Below are 23,752 nucleotides of genomic sequence, written 5' to 3' on the forward strand. Positions count from 1 at the left end.
CAGGGTTTCGGGCTGTATGCCGGATTTGTGATTGCGCAAAAAATGTGGGAGCTGGCTTGCCAGCGATAGCAATAGATCAGTCGCCGAGGGCATCCTTGAGGAAACCGGGCGCGATATAGCGCTGATAGTGCGCTTCCGACAGCAGGAAAAATTCCCGATCAATGGCATCGCGCAGTTCCGGCAGGTTCCAGTCGCGAAACTCCGGCAACAGCACCATCCCGTAGGCTTCCAGATTAATGATCACCCGTGCGCCCCGGGCGATCAGCTGATAGGCCCAGCAATATTCCGACTGATGCGGCACGAAGCGGATCTTGCGCTGTTCCAGTTGCAGGCGCAGGCGCGCCGGATCGAAGACCTCGACCTTGCTGGCCATCACTTGTGACAGCAATTGCTCAAGACGCAGCCAGACCGCGCGCTTTTCTTCCTCGTTGTAACCGTTCCAGTGGATCACTTCGTGGTGGAAACGCTTGCAGCCACGGCACACCAGATCACCGTAAACGGTGGAGCAGAGGCCGACGCAGGGGGTCTTGATGGTCTGATTGGGCATAAATGGGCAAAACACTTGAAACGCGGAACAGGTCGGCATGTTAGCCCTTTGTCCGGCATTCATCACCCCTCAAACGTCAGGGGCAAGCGCTGGATCAAGGTTTGCCCCATCCGCGCACAACGCAACCAAAGTCCAATAGAGCGCGACTTACCTTTAAATTTTTTTTGCCGTAGAATCAGCCAGCCTTTTTAGGCGCCAATGTCCGTTAGAAGCTGTTTTCAAAGCGTCACGAGCACAGTCGTTCCTTCAGAGCGGTGTTGGCGAAGGGTTTTTCCAGCGGGGAAAAGCCCAACGCCAACCCTCATCAGCTCCCCGTTCTGCAGGCGTAAAACTTTGAAAGCAGCTTCTGTAAGGAATTGCCGGTAATTCTGGCCGAACGACCCACAACGTCGTGAGGAGCATGAGTACGGCAATTTCGGGATGAGCGTCCCGGACACCCATTTGGGACCACTGATGAGGGTAATAACTGTGCTTGAAGCCTACCGCAAACATATCGAAGAGCGTGCAGCCCTGGGTATCGTTCCCCAGCCGCTTAACGCCGAACAAACTGCAGGCCTGGTCGAGCTGCTGAAGAATCCTCCGGCTGGCGAAGAAGCTTTCCTCGTTGACCTGATCACCAATCGCGTACCACCAGGAGTGGACGAAGCCGCCTACGTCAAGGCCGGTTTCCTCTCCGCACTGGCCAAGGGCGAAGTCTCCTCCCCTCTGCTGGACAAGAAGCGCGCTGTAGAACTGCTCGGCACCATGCAGGGCGGCTACAACATCGTGACCCTGGTTGAACTGCTGGACGAAGCCGAGCTGGCGCCAGTGGCCGCCGAAGAACTCAAGCACACCCTGCTGATGTTCGATGCCTTCCACGACGTGGCTGAAAAAGCCAAGAACGGCAACGTTCACGCCAAGGCCGTGCTGCAATCCTGGGCTGACGGCGAGTGGTTCAAGAAGCGCCCTGTGCTGGCCGACAAGATCAGCCTGCGCGTCTTCAAGGTGACCGGCGAAACCAACACCGACGACCTGTCCCCTGCTCCAGACGCCTGGTCGCGTCCAGACATCCCGCTGCACGCCCTGGCCATGCTGAAAATGGCCCGTGACGGCATCGTTCCGGACGAGCAAGGCAAGACCGGCCCGATGAAGCAGATCGAAACCATGCGCGGCGAAGGCTTCCCGATTGCCTACGTCGGTGACGTGGTCGGTACCGGTTCCTCGCGTAAATCGGCGACCAACTCGGTCCTGTGGTTCTTCGGCGACGACATCCCTTACGTGCCGAACAAGCGCGCTGGCGGTTTCTGCTTCGGCAGCAAAATCGCTCCGATCTTCTACAACACCATGGAAGATGCCGGCGCACTGCCAATCGAGTTCGACGTATCGAACATGAACATGGGCGACGTGATCGACCTGTACCCGCACGCAGGTAAAGTCTGCAAGCACGGTACCGACGAAGTCATCACCACCTTCGAAATGAAGACCCCGGTCCTGCTGGACGAAGTCCGTGCCGGCGGCCGTATCCCGCTGATCATCGGCCGTGGCCTGACCGAGAAGGCTCGCGCCGAACTGGGTCTGCCTGCGTTCGATCTGTTCAAGAAGCCTGAAGCACCGGCTGAAAGCACCAAAGGCTTCACCCTGGCGCAGAAAATGGTCGGCAAGGCTTGCGGTCTGGCAGAAGGCAAAGGCGTTCGTCCTGGCACCTACTGCGAACCGAAGATGACCACCGTAGGTTCTCAGGACACCACCGGTCCGATGACCCGTGACGAACTGAAAGACCTGGCGTGCCTGGGCTTCTCCGCTGATCTGGTGATGCAGTCCTTCTGCCACACCGCGGCTTATCCAAAGCCGATCGACGTGACCACCCACCACACCCTGCCAGACTTCATCATGACCCGCGGCGGCGTTTCCCTGCGTCCGGGCGACGGCATCATCCACTCGTGGCTGAACCGCATGCTGCTGCCGGACACCGTGGGTACCGGTGGTGACTCGCACACCCGTTTCCCGATGGGCATCTCGTTCCCGGCCGGTTCCGGTCTGGTCGCGTTCGCCGCTGCCACCGGCGTCATGCCGCTGGACATGCCGGAATCGATCCTGGTGCGCTTCAAAGGCAAAATGAAACCTGGCATCACCCTGCGTGACCTGGTTCATGCCATTCCTTACTTCGCCATCCAGAACGGTCTGCTGACCGTCGAGAAGAAAGGCAAGAAAAACGCCTTCTCCGGCCGCATCCTGGAAATCGAAGGCCTGGAAGGTCTGACTCTGGAACAGGCTTTCGAACTGTCCGACGCCTCGGCCGAACGTTCGGCTGCCGGTTGCACCATCAAGCTGTCGAAAGAGTCGATCACCGAGTATCTGCAGTCCAACGTCACCCTGCTGCGCTGGATGATCGGCGAAGGCTACGGCGATGCGCGTACCCTGGAGCGTCGTGCCCAAGCGATGGAAGCCTGGATCGCCAACCCGCAACTGATGGAAGCCGATGCCGACGCCGAATACGCCGAAGTCATCGAAATCGATCTGGCCGACATCAGCGAGCCGGTACTGTGCGCGCCGAACGACCCGGACGACGCCCGTCTGCTGTCCAGCGTTGCTGGCGAGAAGATCGACGAAGTGTTCATCGGTTCGTGCATGACCAACATCGGTCACTTCCGCGCTGCCGGTAAACTGCTCGATCAGGTCAAGGGTCAGCTGCCAACCCGTCTGTGGCTGTCGCCGCCGACCAAAATGGACGCTCACCAACTGACCGAAGAAGGCTACTACGGCATCTACGGCAAGGCCGGCGCCCGCATGGAAATGCCAGGCTGCTCGCTGTGCATGGGTAACCAGGCACGCGTTGAGCCGAACAGCACCGTGGTGTCGACGTCGACCCGTAACTTCCCGAACCGTCTGGGCGACGGCGCGAACGTCTACCTGGCCTCGGCCGAGTTGGCGTCCGTTGCTTCGATCCTGGGTCGCCTGCCTACCGTCGAGGAGTACATGGAATACGCTGGCAAGATCGACAGCATGGCGGCCGACGTTTACCGCTACCTGTCCTTCGACCAGATTGCCGAGTTCCGTGAAGCTGCTGCGAACGCCAAGATCCCTGTCGTTCAAGCCTAACGCTGCAACGCAATGAAAAACGCCGCCCATCGCGAGATGAGCGGCGTTTTTTTATGCCTGCTGAACGGCTGGCGCTGATCGTTCCCACGTCGAGGCGTCGAACCGTCCGCGTGGGAACGATCAATTACAAACCATACAGGCACAAAAAAGGCCGACCTGCGACGCAGATCGGCCTTTGTGTTTCACAAGATCAAACGGGATCCTGTGTTGAACCTCAAGCAGTCAGCGAGTAGATCAACGCCGAAATCGCCACCAGACCCACTGCGGTGACAAACACGTTCGACATCTGCCCACGATAACGGGCCATTGCCGGCACTTTGCGGATCGCGTACATCGGCATCAGGAACAGGATCGCCGCGATGACCGGGCCACCGATGGTTTCGATCATGCCGAGGATGCTCGGGTTCAGGGTCGCCACGATCCAGCACACCACCAGCATGAACGCCGCCACGATGCGGTCCAGGGCCTTGGCCCCTGGACGCTTGCCGCTCTTGACGATCAAGCCCTTCAGGCCTTCGCTGGCACCGATGTAGTGGCCGAGGAACGACTTGGAGATGGCCACGAACGCAATCAGTGGCGCCGCGAACGCGATGGTCGGGTTGCTGAAGTGGTTGGCCAGGTACGACAGGATCGACAGGTTCTGCGCCTTGGCTTCCGCCAGTTGCTCCGGCGACAGGGTCAGTACGCAGCTGAACACGAAGAACAGCACCATCACCACCATCAACAGGTGCGCGCGGGACAGGATCTGCGAGCTGCGCTCGTCAGCGTGAACGCCGTAACGACGCTTCTGATCGACCGCAAACGCCGAGATGATCGGCGAGTGGTTGAACGAGAACACCATCACCGGAATCGCCAGCCACAGCGTGTGCAGCAGCGCCGACGGTGCCGGCACTTGCGAAGCGGTGGTCAGGATGCCGCCGTTCCAGTGCGGAATCAGGTACACCGCCAGGAACAGCAGCGCAACGATGAACGGATACACCATCAGGCTCATGGCCTTGACGATCACTTGCTCGCCGCAACGCACCACGGCCAGCAGGCCAAGAATCAGCACGAACGACAGTACCGCACGCGGTGGCGGCGTAATGTGCAGTTGGTGTTCGAGGAAACTGGCGACCGTGTTGGTCAGGCCGACGCTGTAGATCAGCAGGATCGGGAAGATTGCAAAGAAGTACAACAGAGTGATCAGTGCACCGGCCTTGATGCCGAAATGCTGTTCCACCACGTCAGTGATGTCGGCGCCTTCGCGACCGGAAAGCACGAAGCGGGTCAGGCCGCGGTGTGCGAAGAACGTCATCGGGAAGGCCAGCAGCGCGAGGATCACCAGCGGCCAGAAGCCACCCAGGCCTGCGTTGATCGGCAAAAACAGGGTACCGGCGCCGATGGCCGTCCCAAACAGTCCCAACATCCAGGTAGTGTCATGGCGATTCCAGCTCGACAGTTCGGCTGGTGCTGCCGCTTCAAAGCGTTGTTCGACGCTATTGGCCTGATCATTCATCCGGTCGGATCTCCGCATTCCGGTCACTTGCCACTCGGTCAGGACGCGTCGGAAAAAACCGACAGACATGCTCCGGCCGAAACAGGGGCGCGATTCTCCGTGATAAATGAGCAGAAGCAAAGACTTAGCTGAGGAATGGTTGTACGGAGCAGATCGAAGGAATGTCGTTTTTGGGAAAAACCCTGTCGGCGCCAGATACGTAACATGTCGCTTTATGGCATGTACCGGCGCCGAATGAGCCATGGGAAAGCCCGATCAGATCGATCGGGCCAATATGAAGCCGAGGAACATGCAAAAGATGCCCAGACCCATCAACCCCCAGATCGGGCGCATTTCTTTCCTGTCTTTGATACGTATTTTTTCGGCCCACTCATCGTGTTCCCGTTCCAGTTGTTCCATTCTGGCTTTGGCGTCATAGGTGCTCATGTTGATTTCCTTTTGGGTCATGTGTCTGAAGATTGCGAAAACGAACGCTCAAAACTTGAAAAAGACGCCTGCCAATGCCGCGCTTGCCGTCAACACGCCGGCCACCACCGCAACCGGATAAAAATACGTCTCCCACTTCAGCTTCTTCTGTTCCGCCATAAGCTTCTGCCGCTCAGCTATCAGTTTTCGCGTTTCGTTATGCAGCCTGTCGAGTTCCAGGTTTTCGCGGTTGTTCTGAAGCATTGGCCTTCCTTGGCTGATGGCAATTTCCGTCCGGATTACTGCTTCGTCATGAAGAACGCATCCCGTCCTGCTCTCTATAATTCCGCGCTTCTCACCCCGCCGTATAGCGGATGAATCCGGCAGCACTCGTAGGCAACATCCGTAAATCCCGCAGGACGGTGCGTCCATTTCCTAACGTTTTTAAACAACCTCACCGTCTGGCATTTTTCGGCTATACCCAATGGCGAATTGACTGACATCCCCGTCCAGTCCCCTCGTCTGTGGAGCCATCCCCATGCCCCTCGTCCGCGTCGACATCAAGAAAAACCCGGACCCGACGTTCGCCAAACGCATTGGCGAAGTGATCTACGCCGCCCTGCGCAGCGAGATCAACGTGCCGGAACACGACAACTTTCAGGTGCTGGCCGAGCACGACGACCAGCACTTCGTCTATGACCCGCAATACCTGGGGATCCAGCGCAGCGACGGCATCGTGTTCATCCAGCTGACCATCAGCGAAGGCCGCACCGTGGAGATGAAACAACGGCTGTTCCAGACCATCGCGCGCAACCTGAACCTGCAACTGTCCGTACGTCAGGAAGATGTGTTCATCAATCTGGTGGAAGTGAAAAAAGAGAACTGGTCATTCGGCAACGGCATCGCCCAGTACGTGACCTGACTCTGTGACCGTCAGCACCGGCGTCACCTTCTGACGAAGCACCCGCACGCTCCCCCATCAGCTCCTACACTGCCTGATGCGGGGCCGTGCCAGCCATTGCCAAACCGCTCTGGAATCAGCACTCTGAACCGACTTTTGCGCCCGAAGACCGACGATCACAGGAGCCGAGCAATGCCCGCCACCGTTCTGGTACTGGTTGAAACCATCAATGACTATTTGCCGATCCTCGAGCGTCAGGGTTTTCACCTGATTCTCGCGCCGACCCCTGCCGAACGCGCGCAAGCCATCGCCACCCAGGGTGCGCGAATCGACGCGGTGCTGACCCGTGGCCCGCTGGGTTTATATGCTGAAGAAATCGCGGCCTTGCCCGCGCTGAAAATCATCTGCGTGATCGGCGCCGGTTACGAGCAGGTCGACCTGCAGGCCGCCAGCGACCGGGGGCTGACCGTGACCAACGGCGCCGGCGTCAACGCTTCATCGGTGGCCGACCACGCCATGGCGATGCTGCTGGCGCTGGTGCGTGACATTCCGCGCTGCGATGCGGCGGTGCGTCGGGGCGAGTGGCCGAAAGTCATGCGTCCGTCGCTGGCCGGCAAGCGCCTGGGCATACTCGGGCTGGGCGCGGTGGGGATGGCGATCGCCAAGCGCGCCGGCCTGGGCTTCGACATGGAGATCAGTTACCACAACCGTCAGGTGCGCAGCGACGTGCCTTATGCGTTTTGCTCGACCCCGACCGAACTGGCCCGGGCCTCGGACTTTCTGGTAGTCGCCACGCCCGGTGGCATCGGCAGTCAGCATCTGGTGACCCGCCCGGTACTCGATGCCCTGGGACCCAACGGCTTTATCGTCAACATTGCCCGCGCCAGCGTGATCTCCACTGCCGACCTGATCAGCGCACTGGAGCAACGTCGAATCGCCGGGGCGGCGCTGGATGTGTTCGATCACGAGCCACAAGTGCCCGATGCGCTGAAGGGCCTGAGCAACGTGATTCTGACCCCGCACGTCGCCGGTCTGTCACCGGAAGCCACCCAAGGCACCGTTGAGCTGGTGGGCAAGAATCTGGTGGCGTTCTTCTCCGGGCAACCGGTGCTGACGCCGCTGCAGTTGCCGCCGAAACTGAACAACCAGCGCGTGCACTAAAGCACGCCGAGCAAGGTCCACAGACGCCGGGATTCGGCGTCTGCCGAAATCAGCTCGCCGAGCAGCTCGCTCAACGGTTTGTTGCCCCACTCGACGCCGCGCCGGATCAGATACGGCACCGGGCTGTGGGGTTCGGTGCGGGCCAGGTACTCGGCGATCAACAACAATTGCCGATAAGCCTCTTCGCGGCTGGCCGGTTCGCGCGGCACTGGCGCGGCTTCGGGCGTGGCCGTGACAGACGCTTCAACCGGTGAGACCGCGACCGGCGCAGGCGGCGGTGCCGACAGTGGTTGTTGTGGGTGCATGGCGATGAACTCCTGAACCAAGGTCAACAACGCTTGAAGGGTGTCCTGCAATGGTCCGAGCCCCGGTCCCTGATCTCCCAGATACGCATCGCACCAGGCATCGAGACGTTGCAGGTGTTGCAGGCTCAGCAGCAGATTGCCTTGATGGCGCAGCCAGAACGCCATGGGCGTGGCCCGCACCTGCTCGATGAGTTTCTTGTGTTCGCTGCGCGCAGTTTCGGCCGACGCTTTCGCGCCTTTGGAATCGTTGGCCTGCACCTGTTGCACCTGAATCCGTCGCCAGGTTTCGAGTGTGTAACCCTCAAAATCGCTGTTGTTCGCTCCGAATAAAGACACCCGGGTCAGCAGCACTTCACTGTAGCGACGCACCAGCCACTCCAGCGGAATCGCCCGCCACGACTGGTCACCGTCGTCGGCCTGCGGGTGCAACTGTTCGGGATAGCGCTCACACAGACCGGCGATCAGCGCCAGACTGCCCGGCAGTCCATCGAGTGCCTGCAAGTGCAGCCAGGCCTCGCCCAGCCAGGCGCTGAGCATCAGGTCCTTGCTGCGTTCGAGCAATAACGCGGTGGTCAGTCGCTCGACTTCCGGCCAGTTGGCCCGTTTCAGGGTCGACTGCCAGACACCCGTGGGCAGGCTCGCGTCGTCCTCGCGACGCAGATCGCGCAACTGGTCGTACTCGCGTTCATAGCGCAGATCCGCACCACAGGGCGCGTCTTCGCTGATGGGCGAAAGCAGCTGATCGATCAGGTCCGGCAACGGGGTCGAGGGCAGGCTCACAAGTCCTCCTTCTGCGCTTCAAGGGCGGCGGTGGTGCCGGTCGCCTGGAACGGCGAACGCGGCGCGCGGGTCGGCAACGGCGGAATCGACAACGGCAGTTTCGAGCCTTGGCTCATCAGCGACACACGCACGAACATCCGGGTGAATTCGCTGGTGACGCTGTCGTTCTGCGCAGTGACCGGCAGGCGCAGGCTCAACGGGAAATCGGTGTAATCCATGCTCGGCTGGCGCTGCACCGAGAAGTGCGCGCGCATCAGGCGCAGCAGCGACCACGGCCCGCCATACTCCCAACCGGCCTCCAGATCGCGCACCACCAGGTTCGGTTGCAGCGGATCGTTGACCGGACGCTCCTTGCCGTTGCGCGCCCAGCGCAGGGTCAGGCGGATTGGCTGCCCGGGCATCCAGCGCAGGTTCGGCTGATCGGCGGCGGGATAACTGATCTGCTGATTGCCGGCCAGCAGGCCCCAGGCAATCACCTGATCGGCGCCCTTCTCTTCTTCACGGTCAGTGCGCCAGCGCACGTCCAGCTCGACGCCGAGAATTCCGCTCTTGTCGCGCATGAACAGCGGCGTCAGCCAGACGCTGGCCTGCTTCACCCGGTTGAGAAAATCTTCCGCCGCCAGCCGCTCCGGGGTCTGGCTCAGGACCAGTCCGGCCTGGGCCACGGGCAAACGCTTGTCGATGATTTCCAGAAAGTGCTGAACCCGCGCCGGATCGGCATCCTGGGCCTGCACGCCGTTGGCAAACGGAAAGCGGTCGGCCAGGTATTGATTGAAATAGCCGGCCAGCTCGTTCCACGCGGCGGCCGCCTGTTGCTGTTGCAGAAACTGGCAGCGTTGCAGGGCCGACTGTTGCAGCTCCACCGCCCGCATCGCCAGGGTCCCACGCCCGCCGGTCACATTGGCCGTCTGCAGCATCTGCACGCAGGAGCCGATGTCCATCTCAATGAAATCACGGCTGACCAGTTGTTCGATCTGCGCCGGCGAACTGGCCGGGTTCGAATCTTTGTACTTGAGCAAGTCATCGTTGAGTGCGCTGAACTGGGTCACGCGCTCGTAATCGAGCGCCGACAGATTGCCCTGCTGGGTCTTCAGCCATTCCAGAGCCGGGGCACGACGCTCGATGATGCCGAGCATGGTGTTGAATTGCTGCTTGAGACCCAGCTTCAGCTCCTGCACGTCGCTGGCGCCATAGAGTTGCAAACCGAGGTTTTTCGATCCGTCCCACTGGCTGATTTCCGTACGGCCCCCGAACAACGGCTGCTCGGTAATCTCGTTCAGACCGCCGACAATCTGCGCCATGGCGCGGCGGTTCAACGCACCCTGCAAAAGCGCCGCCAGATCGGGACGATGCACCTCGACAAAAGCCTTTTGCAGGTTCATTGCCTGCACGGCCTGCACGTTGAACACCTCGTAGGGATGAGTCTGGTCATCGTGATCCTTGAGACTCAACCACATCGCCTGCGCGGCGGCGGTTTCGGCCGCTTTCAGCAATGCTTCGCGATAGTCCGGCGGAATGCGCGGCAGCTCTTCGGCGACGTAGCTCTTGTAGCTGGAGAAATAATTCAGCGATTCGTTGAGGTCATCACTATCTACGGTCTGGCCTTGCCGGTTGACGCTGTCCTGACTGGCGCGCAGGGCAATCGAAACGAAGTCGCGCTTGAACAGCGCCTGCACAGCATTATCGAGCTTGACCACCTGATCCTGCAGCGCCAGTTGCCCGCTGCCCTGTTGCACCAGCAGATTGCCCCGCGAGCCTACCTGGGCGATCCATTGATCGCGAAAACTCTGTTGCAACTTGCCGGCCTGTGCATCGAGCTGCTGTTCGACCGCCGGGCCGAGCAATGAACTCTTGCGCACCTTGTCGAGAAATTCACGATAGCCCGGCACCAGCTCCTGGCCCTTGCCGCGACTCCAGGTCGAGTTGGTCAGGGCGATCGCCGCTTGCAGGTCGTCGATCAGCGCGCGCAGGTCTTCCAGTTCGGTAAGGCTGTTGCCACTCCCGGCTTCAAGCTGTTCCAGATGCAATTTCAGGTAACCGGCCTTGCTGACGAAGTTGTCGGCCAGAAAATACTGATCGAGCCAGCGCTCCATCAGCCCGGTGAAATTGCTCACGATCAACGGCCGTTCAACGCTCAGATCCAGCGCCTGCAAGTCGCCGCCATCACTGGCCACGAGCAGCCGGTTGTAGTAGGTGGCGTGGGGCAAGGTCGCGGCGTTGAGGTTGAGCGACAGCGCGCTGTTGCTCAATTGCGCCAAGTCCTCCAGCGGCGCCCGCTGATTGTTCTGCACCTGGGCGAACAACTGGTTCTGTTGTTCCAGACGCAAGGCCCGCTCGACCAGATCCGTGGCCTTCTGATAATTCTGCCACTGCGCCGGGTCTTCGCTTTCCACGCTGGTGCGCCGGTCGGTTTCGCGGATCGCCTTGATTCTCGCCAGCTCAGCGACCAGCAGATCGTGCAGCGGTTGCAGCATGTGGTGCTGGGTCGACCTGAACACTTCCTGTTCGAGTCGCTCGTCCAGCGAAGAAAACCACGACGTCGGAAAGGCCAGCGAAACGTAGTGCCAGTGCGGCGCCCGTTCCAGCACGCGCCAGAAATTCTGCACATTGCGCCGGGTCGGCTCGACCCGATGTTCGTCGTCGATGACCGCCACGTAATTTTTCTGCGCGCCGTGCAGCAGCCGCGCCAGTTCGTGGGCGTCCTTGACTGACGCCTGCCAGACCCAGAGCATCGCCACCGCCCAGACCACCCCGACCACCAGCGCTACCCCGGCGGTCACTCGCTGCCAGCGCTGGCGCAGGCGTAACAGGCGCGGCACGCCCTGGGCCAGTCCGCGTTCACCGACGATTCGCTGGCGCCACAACTGACGCACAAACGCACTTTGCTGCAGGCCACTGTCATCGGCAGAAAAACCGTCCAGCGCATCGTCGCCCGGTTGATTGGCCGTCAGGTAAACGCCACGAAAACACGGTGCCTCGCCCTGAGCGTTGCCTTGAAACACTGGCTCCAGCACGTTCTGCAAACCACGGCGCAGGGTTTCCAGACGTTCCGGCAAGGCGTACAGATCCGCGCTCAAATGCCCGGACAAGGTGCCGATTTCGATCACCGCTTCCGCCACCGCACGATGCAGCCGATCCAGCGCCTGATCGCTCCATTGCCCTTGCCACACCGCGTCGCGGGCATAGGGCGACGACCAGCCCAGGGTGTGATCGCGGGCTTCGTCCGGCAAGGCGCTGATCAGCTCCTGAAATCCCGGAAGTTCCTCCAGCCCGGTGATGACCACGTACACCGGCAGGCTCAGACCAAAGCGCTGTAACAGATCAATGAAACGTCGACGCGCCGCCAGCCCCAGTTGCGTGGCTTGTTCCAGATTGCTCAACCGACTGACCGGTACTGTCCAGATCACCCCGTCCAGCGGACGCTTGCTGCGCAGACGCAGGATCAACCCGAGCAGACGCCACCAGCCGCCGCGTTGCAGGTGCATGCCGTCTTCCGGCAGAAACAGCGCCTGCGGCACCACCAGAACCGCACCTTCGGAGTCCGACCACCAGCGACCGAACCACGCCGGTTTGTCGGTCGGTTGCAGTCGCCATTGAGTCGCGAGTTGTGCGCCCTGGATTTCATCGCCGAGCATCAGCAGCCAAGGCATCTGATACCGGTCGTGGGCGCCCTGCTCCTGTTCCATGTGCCGCACGGCGGCGTAGAAACTGCGTATCGCCGCGCCGCTCTGAGTGCGCAGCCACCACACCGCCACCGCGATGATCACCAGCAGCAGAAGGATGGCGACCACCCAGGCCACGATCGTCAGCGTACTCATGAGTCTTGCTCCGGCGCCGACAGCGTATCGGGCGCTTGCAACACCGGCTCCAGCTCCTGGCGGATGTCACGCCACAGAAACTGCCCTAACCCGGTCAGCAACAGAATCATCGCCAGAATGCCCAGGGCCAGGCGGAAGCCGTCGGGCAACACCGTGCGTACCGGCAACTGCAAAGGTGTCGCCAGCGAAGGCTGTACCAGACGCTGGCTGACGTCGGCGTAATCGGCCTCGTCCTGCCAGGCAAACGTGAACAGGGCCCGCCGCCACTTCTCCCTTTGTACCTGGCCCAGCTCACCGCGCAGGCGTCCGTGGAAACCGAGGATCAGACACTGCAAATACACGTTGGCCAGATCGCGGGTGGTGGGTTGCTGTTCATCGAGCAACGTCTGGATCGCCGCCGGCACTTGCTCGCCAGCCTGACGGCTGGAATACAGTCGCGACTCCAGGGGCTTTTCCTGCCAGACACTCTGGCCCGGCCATGGGCTGAACAGCAGGGTTTCATCAACGAGCGCGACAAACGCGTACACCAGCGCCTTGACCTGCTCGGTCGCCGAATCGCCCACCCGGGCAAACGCGGTGCGCCACAACCGTTGCGAAGCCTGGGTCGAGAGCTCGACCACGGTTTCGACCAACGCCGCCTCGTCCTCGCTGTCCTTGGGCAACTGACACCAGTCCTGCGACCACTGCTGCCACGTCTGGCGGAACGCACTGCTCAGCGGAGCGTCCTGCAACCCGAGGCTTGCGGCACTTCCTTGCGACATACGACGTTCCTTGTGTGGTCAGGCACGTTCACTGTTCTGGGCGACAAACAACACCACTTGCCACGGACTGCTGGTCAGTTTGGTGGCCGGCGCGGCGATCATCAGCGGCAGTTGCGCGTCGAACCAGCTGCCTTCAGCGGTTACCACGAACAGCCGGGTGTCGTCGCCGACGCTGTAGGCCACCTGCTCGCTGCGGCTCATGGCCTGATGCGTCAGACCGCTCATGCGCTGACGGCTGAGCAAGGCAATGTGCGGCGCAGAGGCGATGATCGCGCCCCGCAGCCATTCGCCGGCCGCCTGCTCGCTGGCCCCGTTGGGCATGCGCAGGCCGATGACCAGACGCTGGCTCGGTTGCTCGTCCGGCAACTGAATGGAAAAACTCTGCTCACCGCGTTCGAACGCAATACTGCGATACCCGGCGCGGATCAGTTCCAGGGTGTTTTCCAGCCAGTCGAGCAGCGGTTCGTAACCGCGCTGCAATTCGAGAAAGTCCAGTGGCGCAAAAGCCGGCACGCCCGCCAGCGGATCCAGTGCCGACCACGCACCGGCGAGTCCCAGCAGTTGCACATAAATGCTTTGCGGATGAGCGACACGACTGATCAGCGCCCCTTCCACTTCCGGCAACCGCGCCCACAGCGCTGTCATCTGCCGACGGATTTCCAGCGCGTCATCCTGATTGCCGGCCTGTTGCGCCTGGCGCAATCGCCCGCCGAGAAACAGGCACTTCTCCCGCGCCCGCGCACAGAGCCCGGCTACCCGTCGACCCAGTGGCGATTCCGGCAATAGAACCGGTGTCGGCGGCGTGTACGGCAACGGCAGGAAACCGCCGCCCTCCTTGCGGATTTTCAGCAGCGGCAGGCAGATCGAATCGGCTTTGTTCAGTTGCGTGCACAGCCGTGGATTGGGACGCCACACCGTGATCGACTCAGGAAATTCGCCGCTGGTGAGATCCGGCAATGCCTCACCGACCACCGATTGCAGACGTCCCTTGAGCGGCAACAATTGCCCGGCGCGCCACAGCGGACTGATCGCCAGATAAACCGTCACCGTCGCATCGTCCGTGGCGTCGATCGCCGGGCCGACATCCAGCTCCAGCGTCGGATCGACGCCGGCTTGCAGATTGACCGGCAGACCATCCGGCATCGTCCCTTGCAACGACAGCACCCGCACCACGCCGGCGCTCATCGCCGACGGATCGAACTCCATGTGGCTGGCGCCGAAAAACCACGGATTGCACGCCTGAGCCAGATGCGCGCCGAGCGCCTCGGCCCGCAGGCCCTGTAACTGAAAATGCTGTGGCAGCAATTGCATGCCTTCATGCCAGCAGACCGCGTCAGGTAGCAGACTCATACGACTCCCTTCGACTGCACCGCGAACCGGCGGCGGACGGTGTGTTTCAGTTTTCCCTGCTGACCAGGCTCATCTCGCGACTGTCGAACTTGAGCCATGCGTCGCTCTGATCGTCCAGCCGCAGGCGGTGCGCTCCGGGAGTGTTATAGCTGGCGAAGACCAAAAGTCCAGCCGCCCGCTTGCCCCCCAAAGGGAACGGCTGGCGGTCGATGAATTGCCCCGGCACCAGCTCCAGTCCCCACACGCTCATCAGCTGACGATAGTCGCGCTGGTACTGCTCGCGCTCGGCAAACCACTGGCGGGCACTGATGCCTGACAGTTGCTTGAGCAGATCCGGATCGTTGACCGCGATGAAATCCACGGCGATCGGGGTGTCGTCATTGGCCTTGGGAGCGACGTCGAGGGTCAGGCTGTCGAGGTCCACTTTCGGCCCGAAAAACGAACAGCCGGCGAGCAGCGCAAACCCGATCGTTAGAAAAAGTCGTGCAGACAAAATGAATTTTCCTTTTCGCCAACCAGTCCAAAAAAGTTTTTCGCTTGCATTTTTATAGACCTGTTCTAGCGTCTTGGGTAGTTCGGTTCCTACAGCCGAATGAGGAAGGTTTGTCAAAGGAACGACAGGTCATCTGCCACCCTTTCTAACCTGTGGTCCAGCAAGGGAAAGCGATGAACGGGCCTCCCCGATGCATTGCGCCCGCTCATCGCATCGGAGTCCGCCGACATGGCAGAAAGTACCCAGCACAAGCTCGACCGGGTTCGCCCGCCCCGAGTGCAAATCACCTATGACGTCGAAATCGGCAACGCCATCGAGAAAAAGGAATTGCCGCTGGTGGTCGGCATCCTGGCCGACCTCTCGGGCAAGCCGCTCGAACCCTTGGCAAAACTGACCGAACGCCGTTTCACCGAAATCGACCGCGACAACTTCAACGACGTCCTCGCCTCCATCGCTCCCCGCGCCACGCTGCAAGTCAACAACACCCTCAGCGGCGACGACAGCAAGCTCAACATCGAACTCAACTTCAAGCACATCGACGACTTCGACCCGGTCAAGGTGGTGGAGCAAGTCACCCCGCTGCGGCGCTTGTTCGAAGCCCGCCAGCGCCTGCGCGACCTGCTGACCAAACTCGACGGCAACGACGATCTCGACAAGCTGCTGCGCGACGTGATCGCCAATACCGAAGGCTTGCAAGAGATCAAGTCGGCCCGCCCGGACACCGCTGTCCCGGCCGCTGATGCCGAAGCTCCGGCCGAACCGCAAGCCTGATCGTCCACCTGACCGAGGAAGAATTCGCCATGCCCGCCGCCGCCCAGAATCAAGCCAGCGAAAATGCTGCTGCCGAGACTTTATCCCTGCTCGATCGAATCATCGCCGAGGGCCGCATGGCCCATGACGACAGTCAGCAGGATTACGCCCGCGACATGCTCGCGGAATTCGCCACCCAGGTGCTCGACGAAGGCATGGCCATCGACAAGGACACCGTGGCGATGATCAACGACCGCATCAGCCAGATCGACGAGCTGATCAGCGCCCAGCTCAACGAGGTGCTGCATCACCCGGACCTGCAAAAACTCGAAGCGTCCTGGCGCGGCCTGCACATGCTGGTGCAGAACACCGAAACCAGCACCCGGTTGAAATTGCGCCTGCTCAACGTGACGCAGAAAGAGCTGCAGAACGATCTGGAAAAAGCCGTCGAATTCGACCAGAGCGCCCTGTTCAAAAAGATCTACGAAGAGGAATACGGCACCTTCGGTGGCCACCCGTTCAGCCTGCTGGTGGGTGACTACACCTTCGGCCGCCACCCGCAGGACATCGGCCTGCTGGAGAAACTGTCGAACGTCGCCGCGGCCGCCCACGCCCCCTTCATCGCTGCTGCCAGCCCACGGCTGTTCGACATGAACAGCTTCACCGAACTGGCCGTGCCGCGTGACCTGTCGAAAGTGTTCGAGAGCCAGGAACTGATCAAGTGGCGCTCGTTCCGCGAAAGCGAAGACTCGCGTTACGTCTCGCTGGTGCTGCCGCACTTCCTGCTGCGCCTGCCTTATGGCCCGGACACTTCGCCGGTGGAAGGCATCAACTACGTCGAAGACACCAACGGCACCGACCACAGCAAATACCTGTGGGGCAACGCCGCGTGGGCGCTGTCGCAACGCATCACCGAAGCGTTTGCCAAATATGGCTGGTGCGCGGCGATCCGCGGCGCTGAAGGCGGCGGCGCGGTCGAAGGCCTGCCGGCGCACACCTTCCGCACCAGTTCCGGTGACCTGTCGCTGAAATGCCCGACCGAAGTGGCGATCACCGACCGCCGCGAGAAGGAACTCAACGACCTCGGCTTCATCGCCCTGTGCCACAAGAAGAACAGCGACATCGCGGTGTTCTTCGGCGGCCAGACCACCAACAAATCCAAGGTCTATAACACCAACGAGGCCAACGCCAATGCACGTATCTCGGCGATGTTGCCGTACGTGCTCGCGGCTTCGCGTTTCGCCCATTACCTGAAGGTGATCATGCGCGACAAGGTCGGCAGCTTCATGACCCGCGACAACGTGCAGACCTACCTCAACAACTGGATCGCCGACTACGTGCTGATCAACGACAACGCCCCGCAGGAAATCAAGGCGCAGTACCCGTTGCGTGAAGCGCGGGTGGACGTCACCGAAGTCGCCGGCAAGCCCGGTGCCTATCGCGCGACGGTATTCCTGCGGCCGCACTTCCAGCTCGAAGAGCTGACCGCGTCGATCCGTCTGGTCGCGACCTTGCCGCCACCGGTAGCAGCCTGACCTGTACACGCCCGCAGGATTCCTTGCGGGCGTTTCCCTGTTTGCCTGGCACGACACCTTTCAGGAGTTTCAAGCGATGGATGCAATCATTCTCGACCTCGGCGGCGACATCAAAGGCGACAGCCTGCTCGAGGGTTATGCGGACAAGATTGAAGTCATGTCCTACAGCCACAACGTGGCGATGCAAGTCACCAACGACGTCAGCAACTCGGAGCGCACTTCCGGCAAACCCCACGTCGGCGAGTTCACCCTGACCAAATTCGTCGACACCTCCACACCGTCGCTCAACGAATACTGCTGCGCCGGCAAGCCGATCCCGGAAGCCAAGATCACCATCGGCCGCAACGCCGCCGAAGGCAGCGGGCAACTGCTGCCCTTCATCATCTACACCCTGACCAACGTGGTGATTTCCAACGTCAGCGTCAGTGGCGGTACGGGCGGCAAACCGGTGGAAACCCTGTCCCTGAACTTCACCAAGATCAAATGGGAGCTCACCGCGCAGAAAGACGACGGCACCAAGGAAGGCACGGCTGCCTCAACCTGGGACATGGCCGCCAACAAGCTCGTCAGCTAACCCGGCGGCGCGGCCATGGCAGGCACCGGCTTACTTCCACCGCTGTTCGAACGCCTCGCCTCGAGTGAGGGCGACGGCGCGCGGGAGTTCGATCGGCAGGATTTGCTCGACTCGGTGCACGCCGAGCTCGGGCGCCTGTTCAACACCCGCCGTGGCCCGCGCACCCTGACCTCCCCGCCCAGCGTCATCGATTACGGCATCGCCGACTGGAGCGCCCTGCAACAACAGCGCAGCGATGATCGTCGTCGACTGGCGCGGGACATTCGCGAAGCCATCACCCATTTCGAACCACGCCTGCTGCTCGGCGAAGTTCAGGTCAATCCCCTGCCCGAGCACCCGCAGCGCCTGAGCATTCGCCTGCTCGGCGAGTTGCGCAGCGGCTCGCAGCACTGGCCGGTGGCATTTGTCATCGAGCCCGGCAACGAAGGGCTGGAGGTGCGCCATGAGCGACTCGATTGACCCGCAACTGCTCGACTACTACCAGCGCGAACTGACCTGGCTGCGTCACGCCGGCAGCCAGTTTGCCGAGCGCTATCCGAAAGTTGCGCGGCGGCTGGAACTGTCCCCCGGCGAATGTCCCGACCCACACGTCGAACGCTTGCTTGAAGGTTTTGCCCTGCTCGCCGCACGCCTGCAACGACGGCTGGATGACGACTACGCCGAATTCAGTGACGCGCTGCTCGAACAGCTTTATCCCCTGGCCATGCGCCCGTTGCCGTCGTGCGCGATTGTCCAGTTCGAACCGGATCCGAGCAAAGGCAACCTCGACGGAGGTTATTCCCTGCCCCGGGACACGCCGTTGTTCGTCACCACCAGCAAGGGCGAAAGCATTCACTTTCGCACCAGCGCCGCCGTGCGCTTGTGGCCGGTCGAAGTCAGCGAAGCCTTGTTGCTGGGCAGCGATGAAGCCCAGGCGCTGACCGGCGTAGCGCAGTCCCGTTCGGCACTGCGCCTGAGTCTGCGCTGCCTCGGCGACAGCCAGTGGTCGGAGCTGGGCATCGAACATTTACGCATTCACCTGGCCGCGTCACCGGTGATCAACGCCAGCCTCTATGACCTGCTCGGCGCCCATGCGGTGCAGGTGTTGGCCGGCTCGCCGGGGAGCATTCCCGCCCGCGTGAAAGGCCTGCCGAAGATCGTCGGTTTCGCCGACGACGAAGTGCTGCTGCCGGACGAAGACGGCGTGCATCCGGGCATGCGTCTGCTAGCCGAGTACTTCGCATTCCCGGACAAATTCCACTTCTTTGATCTGCCCCTGTCCGGTGTTTCGAGTGACAGCCAGACGCTGTATCTCTACATCGTTTTTGACCGGGCCCCGGCCGGTCGCCTGCACTTGCAGGCCAGCGATATCGCGCTGGGCTGCGCGCCGGTGATCAACCTCTTCCCGCGCACCTCGGAGCCGCTGCGGCCCGATGGCACCCGTAGCGAGTATCGACTGATCGCCGACAGTCACCGGGAAAACAGCGTCGAGATTCACAGCATTCGCAGCGTGCGCGCCAGCTCCGCCAGCGGTGTGCAACGGCTGCCGGCGTATTTCGGCAGCCAGCACAGCAGCGGTGACCGGCAACGTTACTGGCATGCACGACGGGTCAACGGACAGACGCCGAACCGGCTCGGCAGCGATCTGCTTGTCAGCGTGGTCGACACCCGTTTCGAACCGCAGACCGACCTGCCCGATTACAGCCTGACTGCCGAACTGCTGTGCACCAATCGGCATCTGGCCCAGAGCCTGCCCGCCGGTACGCCGCTGGGTTTCGAACGGCCGGGCCCGGTGGCGTGGGCACGCCTGCGCAATCCGCCGAGCCCGCAAAGCCTGCCGCGTCTGGACGGTGATTCGCGCTGGCGGCTGGTCTCGCAACTGACCCTCAATCATCTGTCGCTGGTCGAAGGGCCACAGGCACTGGATGCGCTGAAGGAAATCCTGACCCTGCACAACCTGCGCGATGAGGCCAGCGCCCTGCGCCAGATTGAAGGTCTGCTGAACCTCGGTTGCGAGCGGGTGATCGGCCATGTCGGCGCCGACGCCTGGCGCGGTTGGCGCAACGGGCTTGAAGTGCAATTAGAGCTCGATCCACAGCATTTCGTCGGCAGCAGCGCGGTGTTGTTTTCAGCGGTGCTCGCGCAATTCTTTTCGGTGTACGCCACGGCCAATCGCTTTGTGCGCACGGTGCTCATGCAGGCTGACAAGGAGGTCAAGGCATGGCAACCCCAAGCCGGCATGCCCCTGTCGCTCTGACCCTGAGCCAGCGCCTGCGCCGTGATCCGCAGGCGTTCGAATGGTTGCAGGCGTTGCTGTTGCTGGAGCGCGAACAGCCCCAGGCCGACGCCCTTGGTTCGGGTACATCGCCACAGGCCGAAGCGCTGAAATTGCGCGGGCCACTGACGCCGTTGTTCGCCGCCAGTCAGATCGAAAGCCTGGAGGAAAACCCCGGTGAACCGCTGACCCTGAACTCGCCGATGTTCGGCCTCGGCGGCCCCGACGGCCCGCTGCCTTACGCCTATCAGGAATGGCTGCAACAACGGGCGCGGGCCAAGGATCATGCGCCCGCCGAGTTCCTCGACCTGTTCCAGCATCGGCTGCTGAGCCTGCTGTACAAGGTGATGCGCAAACACCGGATCGCCCTCGGCTTTACCTCGCCCGGCGCCTCGCCGGTGCAGGCGCAACTGCGGGCGCTGACCGGGTTGCTGCCAAAATCCCTGCAAGAACGCCAGGCGATTCCCGACTGCGCCGTTCTGGCCTGCACCGCGTTGTACGCCGATGGCCGCCGCTCACTGGCGGGGTTCGCGGCGATTGTCCGCGAGCAGTTTTCCGTGGCGGTGGAACTGAGCGCCTATGAAGGGGCGTGGCGTGAGATTCCACGCGCCAGCCGCAGCGTCATGAAGGCCGGCGGACGCAATCTGCAACTCGGCCGCAGCGCTGTCGCCGGGACTCGGGTCTGGGATGAACACGCCGGAATTCGTCTGACGCTGGGGCCGCTGCCATCGACGCAGGCCGCGCGCTTCTTGCCGGACGGCGAAGCGCATCCGGCACTGGCCAGTCTCGCTGCGCTGTATTTCGGCCCGGATCTGGACGTGAAACTGGTGCTGCTGGTGCGTGGTGCCGGGCCGCTGCAACTCGGCCGACAAACCCCGGCTCTGCTGAGCTGGAACGGTGGCCTGCAACGGCAGACCAACCTGGCCGTGCTAAGGATCGAAACCCGCCTGCGTCAGCTGGAGATCACCTGAAATGGAACTGGCCAGCCTGATCGGACGCCTCAACCCGGACAACCGCCGCGCCCTCGAACGCGCCGCGCAACGGTGCTTGCAGCGCGGGCATCACTTTGTCGAGATCGAACATCTGTTGCTGGAACTGCTGGATATCGAGGGCGGCGATTTTGCGTTTCTACTGCCGCGCTTCGGGCTGGAGCGTGATGCGCTGACGGCGGAGATCAACAAGGCGCTGGACCTGTTCAAGGCTGGCAGCACGCGCACGCCAGCGTTGTCTTCGCACACCCTGGGATTGCTGGAAGACGCCGTGGTGCAGGCCAGTGTGCTGGGCATCGACAGCATTCGTTCCGGGCTGTTGTTGCTGGCGCTGATCGACCGTGACGAGCGCCGTAGCCTGCTGCTCAACAGCGCGTCTTCATTGCTGCGCATTCCGAAAGAAGCGCTACGCACGAACCTGCTGGAGTGGACCGAGAATTCCCGGGAACATGTCGGCCCGCGCGCGGTGTCTTCGGGGAGTCCAACGCCACGGCAAGACTCGGTGCTCGATCAATACACCCAGGACCTGACAGCCGATGCCCACGCCGGGCGCATCGACCCGATCGTCGGTCGCGATGGCGAAATTCGCCAGTGCATCGACATTCTCCTGAGACGCCGGCAGAACAACCCGATTCTGGTCGGCGCACCCGGCGTCGGCAAAACCGCTGTGGTCGAAGGCCTGGCGCTGCGCATCGCCGCCGGGGATGTGCCGCCGTCGTTGCAGGAAGTCAGTTTGCGGGTGCTCGACCTTGGTTTGCTGCAGGCCGGGGCCGGGGTCAAAGGTGAATTCGAACAACGGCTCAAAGGCGTGATCGACGCGGTTCGCAGCGCCGACAAGCCGATCATCCTGTTCATCGATGAGGCCCACACGCTGATCGGCGCTGGCGGTGCCGAAGGTGGCAGCGACGCGGCCAACTTGCTCAAACCCGCGCTGGCCCGAGGTGAATTGCGCACGCTGGCTGCCACGACCTGGATGGAATACAAAAAATATTTCGAGAAAGACCCGGCCCTCGCCCGCCGCTTCCAGCTTGTGCAGGTCGAAGAACCGGATGAAGTCACCGCCGTGGAAATGCTCCGTGGCGTGGCTGCCAAACTCGAACAGCACCACGGCGTGCAAGTGCTGGATGCCGCGATCCACGAAGCGGTGAAACTCTCGCACCGTTACATCTCCGGCCGCCAGTTGCCGGACAAGGCCATCAGCGTCCTCGACACCGCCTGCGCCCGGGTCGCCCTCGGCCAGCACGACGTGCCGCCACCGCTGGAGAGCCTGCGCCACCGTCAGCAAAGCCTCAAAGAAGAAGTCGAACGGCTGCGCCGGGAACAGGCCACGGGGCTCGATCACCGCGAGCGCATCACTCTGTTGGAAAGTGAATCGAAGACCAATGTCCAGGCCATCCGCGAACTGGAAACCCGCTGGAGTGAAGAGCGTGTCGCCGTGCGCGAACTGCTCGACACCCGTCGCGAATTGCTCGACCTCAGCGAACGCGCCGACAGCGACAAACCCGACGAAGCCACCGACAGCCGCATCGATCACCTCGCCGCCGAATTACTGCGTCTGGAAGCCGGACTCGATGCGATCCGCCAGGACGATCCGCTGGTGCCTGAACAGGTCGACGGCAAAATCGTAGCTGCCGTGATCGCCGGCTGGACCGGCATTCCCGTCGGCAAAATGCTCGCCGACGAAGCACACGCCGTGCGCACCCTCGGCACACGCATGGGCCAGCGCGTGATGGGTCAGAGCACTGCGCTCAACACCATCGCCCAGCGTTTGCAGGCCTATCGGGCGGGGCTTACCGATCCGCAAAAACCTGTCGGTGTTTTTTTGCTGGTCGGCCCCACTGGGGTTGGCAAAACTGAAACCGCTTATGCGCTGGCCGACGCGTTGTACGGCGGTGAACGCAACCTGATCAGCATCAACCTTTCTGAATATCAGGAAGCCCATACCGTCAGCCAACTCAAGGGCGCGCCACCCGGCTACGTCGGTTACGGCAGCGGTGGCGTACTGACCGAAGCCGTGCGGCGCAAACCGTATTCGGTGGTGTTGCTGGATGAAATCGAGAAGGCCCATCCGGATGTACTGGAAGCGTTCTACAACGTGTTCGACAAAGGCTTGATGGAGGACGGCACCGGGCTGGTGGTGGACTTCAAGAACACCGTGATGCTCGCCACCAGCAATGTCGGCGCTGAGCTGTTGCTCGACACACCGACTGCACAACTCGGCTCGGAAGCGTTCAACGAGGCACTGCACAAAGTCCTGCTGCAAGCCTTCCGCCCTGCGTTTTTGGCGCGCATGACGGTGGTTGCGTATCGACCGCTGGATGAGCAGACGCTGGAAGGGATTGTGTTGGCGAAGCTGGAGAAATTGCGTGGCCGCTACAAGGCCGCGACCGGCAAGCAGTTCGAGTTTGACTCGGGGATCGTTAAAGCCGTGCTCGCCAAATGCAGCGCGGCCGGTGCGCGGGATGTCGAGAATGTGCTGATGACGCAGGTGACAGGGAAATTGGCGGAATGGGTTTTGGAATAAAAGCGTACTTGCATTTCAAGGAGGAAATACGG

19 protein-coding genes are annotated in these 23,752 nt (G+C 61.8%); 10 read left to right on the forward strand and 9 right to left on the reverse strand.

Translation table 11 applies throughout. The features are described from left to right. Window positions 1-76: 76 nt before the first annotated feature. The gene (locus tag IHQ43_RS17460; RefSeq protein WP_039767141.1) at window positions 77-547 is read right to left on the reverse strand and encodes a DUF1289 domain-containing protein; all 471 of its coding nucleotides are present in this window, start codon (window positions 545-547) and stop codon (window positions 77-79) included. Window positions 548-1,015: 468 nt separating this feature from the next. Here IHQ43_RS17460 and acnB point away from each other — a divergent pair, with 468 nt between their 5' ends. Continuing rightward, window positions 1,016-3,625: a bifunctional aconitate hydratase 2/2-methylisocitrate dehydratase gene (gene acnB, locus IHQ43_RS17465; RefSeq protein ID WP_192565025.1), complete on the forward strand. Its 2,610-nt coding sequence runs from the start codon at window positions 1,016-1,018 to the stop codon at window positions 3,623-3,625. A 214-nt stretch (window positions 3,626-3,839) separates the two neighbouring features. Here the strand turns inward: acnB and IHQ43_RS17470 are convergent, their stop codons facing one another. The 3 genes from IHQ43_RS17470 to IHQ43_RS17480 all read right to left on the reverse strand — a co-directional run bounded on the left by IHQ43_RS17470 (window position 3,840) and on the right by IHQ43_RS17480 (window position 5,789). Next, window positions 3,840-5,120, reverse strand: coding sequence for an HAAAP family serine/threonine permease (locus IHQ43_RS17470; RefSeq protein WP_192561470.1), 1,281 nt, complete (start codon window positions 5,118-5,120; stop codon window positions 3,840-3,842). 255 nt (window positions 5,121-5,375) lie between these two features. Beyond that, a complete protein-coding gene (locus IHQ43_RS17475; protein ID WP_007958834.1) occupies window positions 5,376-5,546 on the reverse strand; it encodes a hypothetical protein in 171 nt (56 codons plus the stop codon). A 48-nt stretch (window positions 5,547-5,594) separates the two neighbouring features. Then, window positions 5,595-5,789, reverse strand: a complete 195-nt coding sequence (locus IHQ43_RS17480) for a hypothetical protein (protein ID WP_007958836.1) — start codon at window positions 5,787-5,789, stop codon at window positions 5,595-5,597. A 274-nt stretch (window positions 5,790-6,063) separates the two neighbouring features. On the opposite strand from IHQ43_RS17480, the gene IHQ43_RS17485 reads away from it, so the two are divergent. Together IHQ43_RS17485 and IHQ43_RS17490 are read left to right on the forward strand one after the other, a co-directional pair. Further along, entirely contained in the window at window positions 6,064-6,447 is a 384-nt protein-coding gene (locus IHQ43_RS17485) for a tautomerase family protein (protein ID WP_192561471.1), read from the forward strand. A 171-nt stretch (window positions 6,448-6,618) separates the two neighbouring features. Next, a complete protein-coding gene (locus IHQ43_RS17490) occupies window positions 6,619-7,587 on the forward strand; it encodes a 2-hydroxyacid dehydrogenase (RefSeq protein ID WP_192561472.1) in 969 nt (322 codons plus the stop codon). Here the strand turns inward: IHQ43_RS17490 and tssA are convergent. Genes tssA through IHQ43_RS17515 form a run of 5 tightly spaced genes read right to left on the reverse strand, consistent with a single transcriptional unit; the run spans window position 7,584 to window position 15,094 of the window. After that, entirely contained in the window at window positions 7,584-8,672 is a 1,089-nt protein-coding gene (gene tssA, locus IHQ43_RS17495) for a type VI secretion system protein TssA (RefSeq protein WP_192561473.1), read from the reverse strand. The genes IHQ43_RS17490 and tssA overlap by 4 nt on opposite strands. After that, window positions 8,669-12,490, reverse strand: coding sequence for a type VI secretion system protein (locus IHQ43_RS17500; protein ID WP_192561474.1), 3,822 nt, complete (start codon window positions 12,488-12,490; stop codon window positions 8,669-8,671). The genes tssA and IHQ43_RS17500 overlap by 4 nt, the downstream gene beginning before the upstream one ends. Next, window positions 12,487-13,251 (reverse strand): DotU/TssL family secretion system protein, encoded by a 765-nt coding sequence (locus tag IHQ43_RS17505; RefSeq protein ID WP_192561475.1) that lies wholly within the window; start codon window positions 13,249-13,251, stop codon window positions 12,487-12,489. The genes IHQ43_RS17500 and IHQ43_RS17505 overlap by 4 nt, the downstream gene beginning before the upstream one ends. Window positions 13,252-13,269: 18 nt before the next feature. Then, a complete protein-coding gene (gene tssK / locus IHQ43_RS17510) occupies window positions 13,270-14,601 on the reverse strand; it encodes a type VI secretion system baseplate subunit TssK (RefSeq protein WP_192561476.1) in 1,332 nt (443 codons plus the stop codon). A gap of 46 nt (window positions 14,602-14,647) precedes the next feature. Then, the gene (locus tag IHQ43_RS17515; RefSeq protein ID WP_192561477.1) at window positions 14,648-15,094 is read right to left on the reverse strand and encodes a type VI secretion protein; all 447 of its coding nucleotides are present in this window, start codon (window positions 15,092-15,094) and stop codon (window positions 14,648-14,650) included. A 228-nt stretch (window positions 15,095-15,322) separates the two neighbouring features. Here IHQ43_RS17515 and tssB point away from each other — a divergent pair, with 228 nt between their 5' ends. The 7 genes from tssB (at window position 15,323) to tssH (ending at window position 23,720) form a co-directional block, all read left to right on the forward strand. Further along, entirely contained in the window at window positions 15,323-15,865 is a 543-nt protein-coding gene (gene tssB, locus IHQ43_RS17520) for a type VI secretion system contractile sheath small subunit (RefSeq protein ID WP_007958861.1), read from the forward strand. A 29-nt stretch (window positions 15,866-15,894) separates the two neighbouring features. Further along, window positions 15,895-17,379 (forward strand): type VI secretion system contractile sheath large subunit, encoded by a 1,485-nt coding sequence (tssC, locus tag IHQ43_RS17525; protein ID WP_039767165.1) that lies wholly within the window; start codon window positions 15,895-15,897, stop codon window positions 17,377-17,379. Between the two features lie 76 nt (window positions 17,380-17,455). Beyond that, window positions 17,456-17,953 (forward strand): Hcp family type VI secretion system effector, encoded by a 498-nt coding sequence (locus tag IHQ43_RS17530; protein WP_007958866.1) that lies wholly within the window; start codon window positions 17,456-17,458, stop codon window positions 17,951-17,953. Between the two features lie 15 nt (window positions 17,954-17,968). After that, window positions 17,969-18,412, forward strand: coding sequence for a type VI secretion system baseplate subunit TssE (tssE, locus tag IHQ43_RS17535; RefSeq protein ID WP_192561478.1), 444 nt, complete (start codon window positions 17,969-17,971; stop codon window positions 18,410-18,412). After that, entirely contained in the window at window positions 18,396-20,189 is a 1,794-nt protein-coding gene (gene tssF, locus IHQ43_RS17540; RefSeq protein WP_192561479.1) for a type VI secretion system baseplate subunit TssF, read from the forward strand. Before tssE ends, tssF begins: the two co-directional genes overlap by 17 nt. Next, window positions 20,153-21,178, forward strand: coding sequence for a type VI secretion system baseplate subunit TssG (gene tssG / locus IHQ43_RS17545; RefSeq protein ID WP_192561480.1), 1,026 nt, complete (start codon window positions 20,153-20,155; stop codon window positions 21,176-21,178). Before tssF ends, tssG begins: the two co-directional genes overlap by 37 nt. 1 nt (window position 21,179) lies before the next feature. Further along, a complete protein-coding gene (gene tssH / locus IHQ43_RS17550) occupies window positions 21,180-23,720 on the forward strand; it encodes a type VI secretion system ATPase TssH (RefSeq protein ID WP_192561481.1) in 2,541 nt (846 codons plus the stop codon). Window positions 23,721-23,752: the final 32 nt, after the last annotated feature.

Source organism: Pseudomonas gozinkensis, assembly GCF_014863585.1.
GTDB classification, from domain to species: Bacteria; Pseudomonadota; Gammaproteobacteria; order Pseudomonadales; family Pseudomonadaceae; genus Aquipseudomonas; species Aquipseudomonas gozinkensis.

Coding starts and splice junctions, on each gene's coding strand:
- IHQ43_RS17460 (WP_039767141.1), bottom strand. CDS start 547: ATGCCCAATCAGACCATCAAGACCCCCTGCGTCGGCCTCTGCTCCACC.
- IHQ43_RS17470 (WP_192561470.1), bottom strand. CDS start 5,120: ATGAATGATCAGGCCAATAGCGTCGAACAACGCTTTGAAGCGGCAGCA.
- IHQ43_RS17475 (WP_007958834.1), bottom strand. CDS start 5,546: ATGAGCACCTATGACGCCAAAGCCAGAATGGAACAACTGGAACGGGAA.
- IHQ43_RS17480 (WP_007958836.1), bottom strand. CDS start 5,789: ATGCTTCAGAACAACCGCGAAAACCTGGAACTCGACAGGCTGCATAAC.
- IHQ43_RS17485 (WP_192561471.1), top strand. CDS start 6,064: ATGCCCCTCGTCCGCGTCGACATCAAGAAAAACCCGGACCCGACGTTC.
- IHQ43_RS17490 (WP_192561472.1), top strand. CDS start 6,619: ATGCCCGCCACCGTTCTGGTACTGGTTGAAACCATCAATGACTATTTG.
- IHQ43_RS17500 (WP_192561474.1), bottom strand. CDS start 12,490: ATGAGTACGCTGACGATCGTGGCCTGGGTGGTCGCCATCCTTCTGCTG.
- IHQ43_RS17505 (WP_192561475.1), bottom strand. CDS start 13,251: ATGTCGCAAGGAAGTGCCGCAAGCCTCGGGTTGCAGGACGCTCCGCTG.
- tssK (WP_192561476.1), bottom strand. CDS start 14,601: ATGAGTCTGCTACCTGACGCGGTCTGCTGGCATGAAGGCATGCAATTG.
- tssB (WP_007958861.1), top strand. CDS start 15,323: ATGGCAGAAAGTACCCAGCACAAGCTCGACCGGGTTCGCCCGCCCCGA.
- tssC (WP_039767165.1), top strand. CDS start 15,895: ATGCCCGCCGCCGCCCAGAATCAAGCCAGCGAAAATGCTGCTGCCGAG.
- IHQ43_RS17530 (WP_007958866.1), top strand. CDS start 17,456: ATGGATGCAATCATTCTCGACCTCGGCGGCGACATCAAAGGCGACAGC.
- tssE (WP_192561478.1), top strand. CDS start 17,969: ATGGCAGGCACCGGCTTACTTCCACCGCTGTTCGAACGCCTCGCCTCG.
- tssF (WP_192561479.1), top strand. CDS start 18,396: ATGAGCGACTCGATTGACCCGCAACTGCTCGACTACTACCAGCGCGAA.
- tssG (WP_192561480.1), top strand. CDS start 20,153: ATGGCAACCCCAAGCCGGCATGCCCCTGTCGCTCTGACCCTGAGCCAG.
- tssH (WP_192561481.1), top strand. CDS start 21,180: ATGGAACTGGCCAGCCTGATCGGACGCCTCAACCCGGACAACCGCCGC.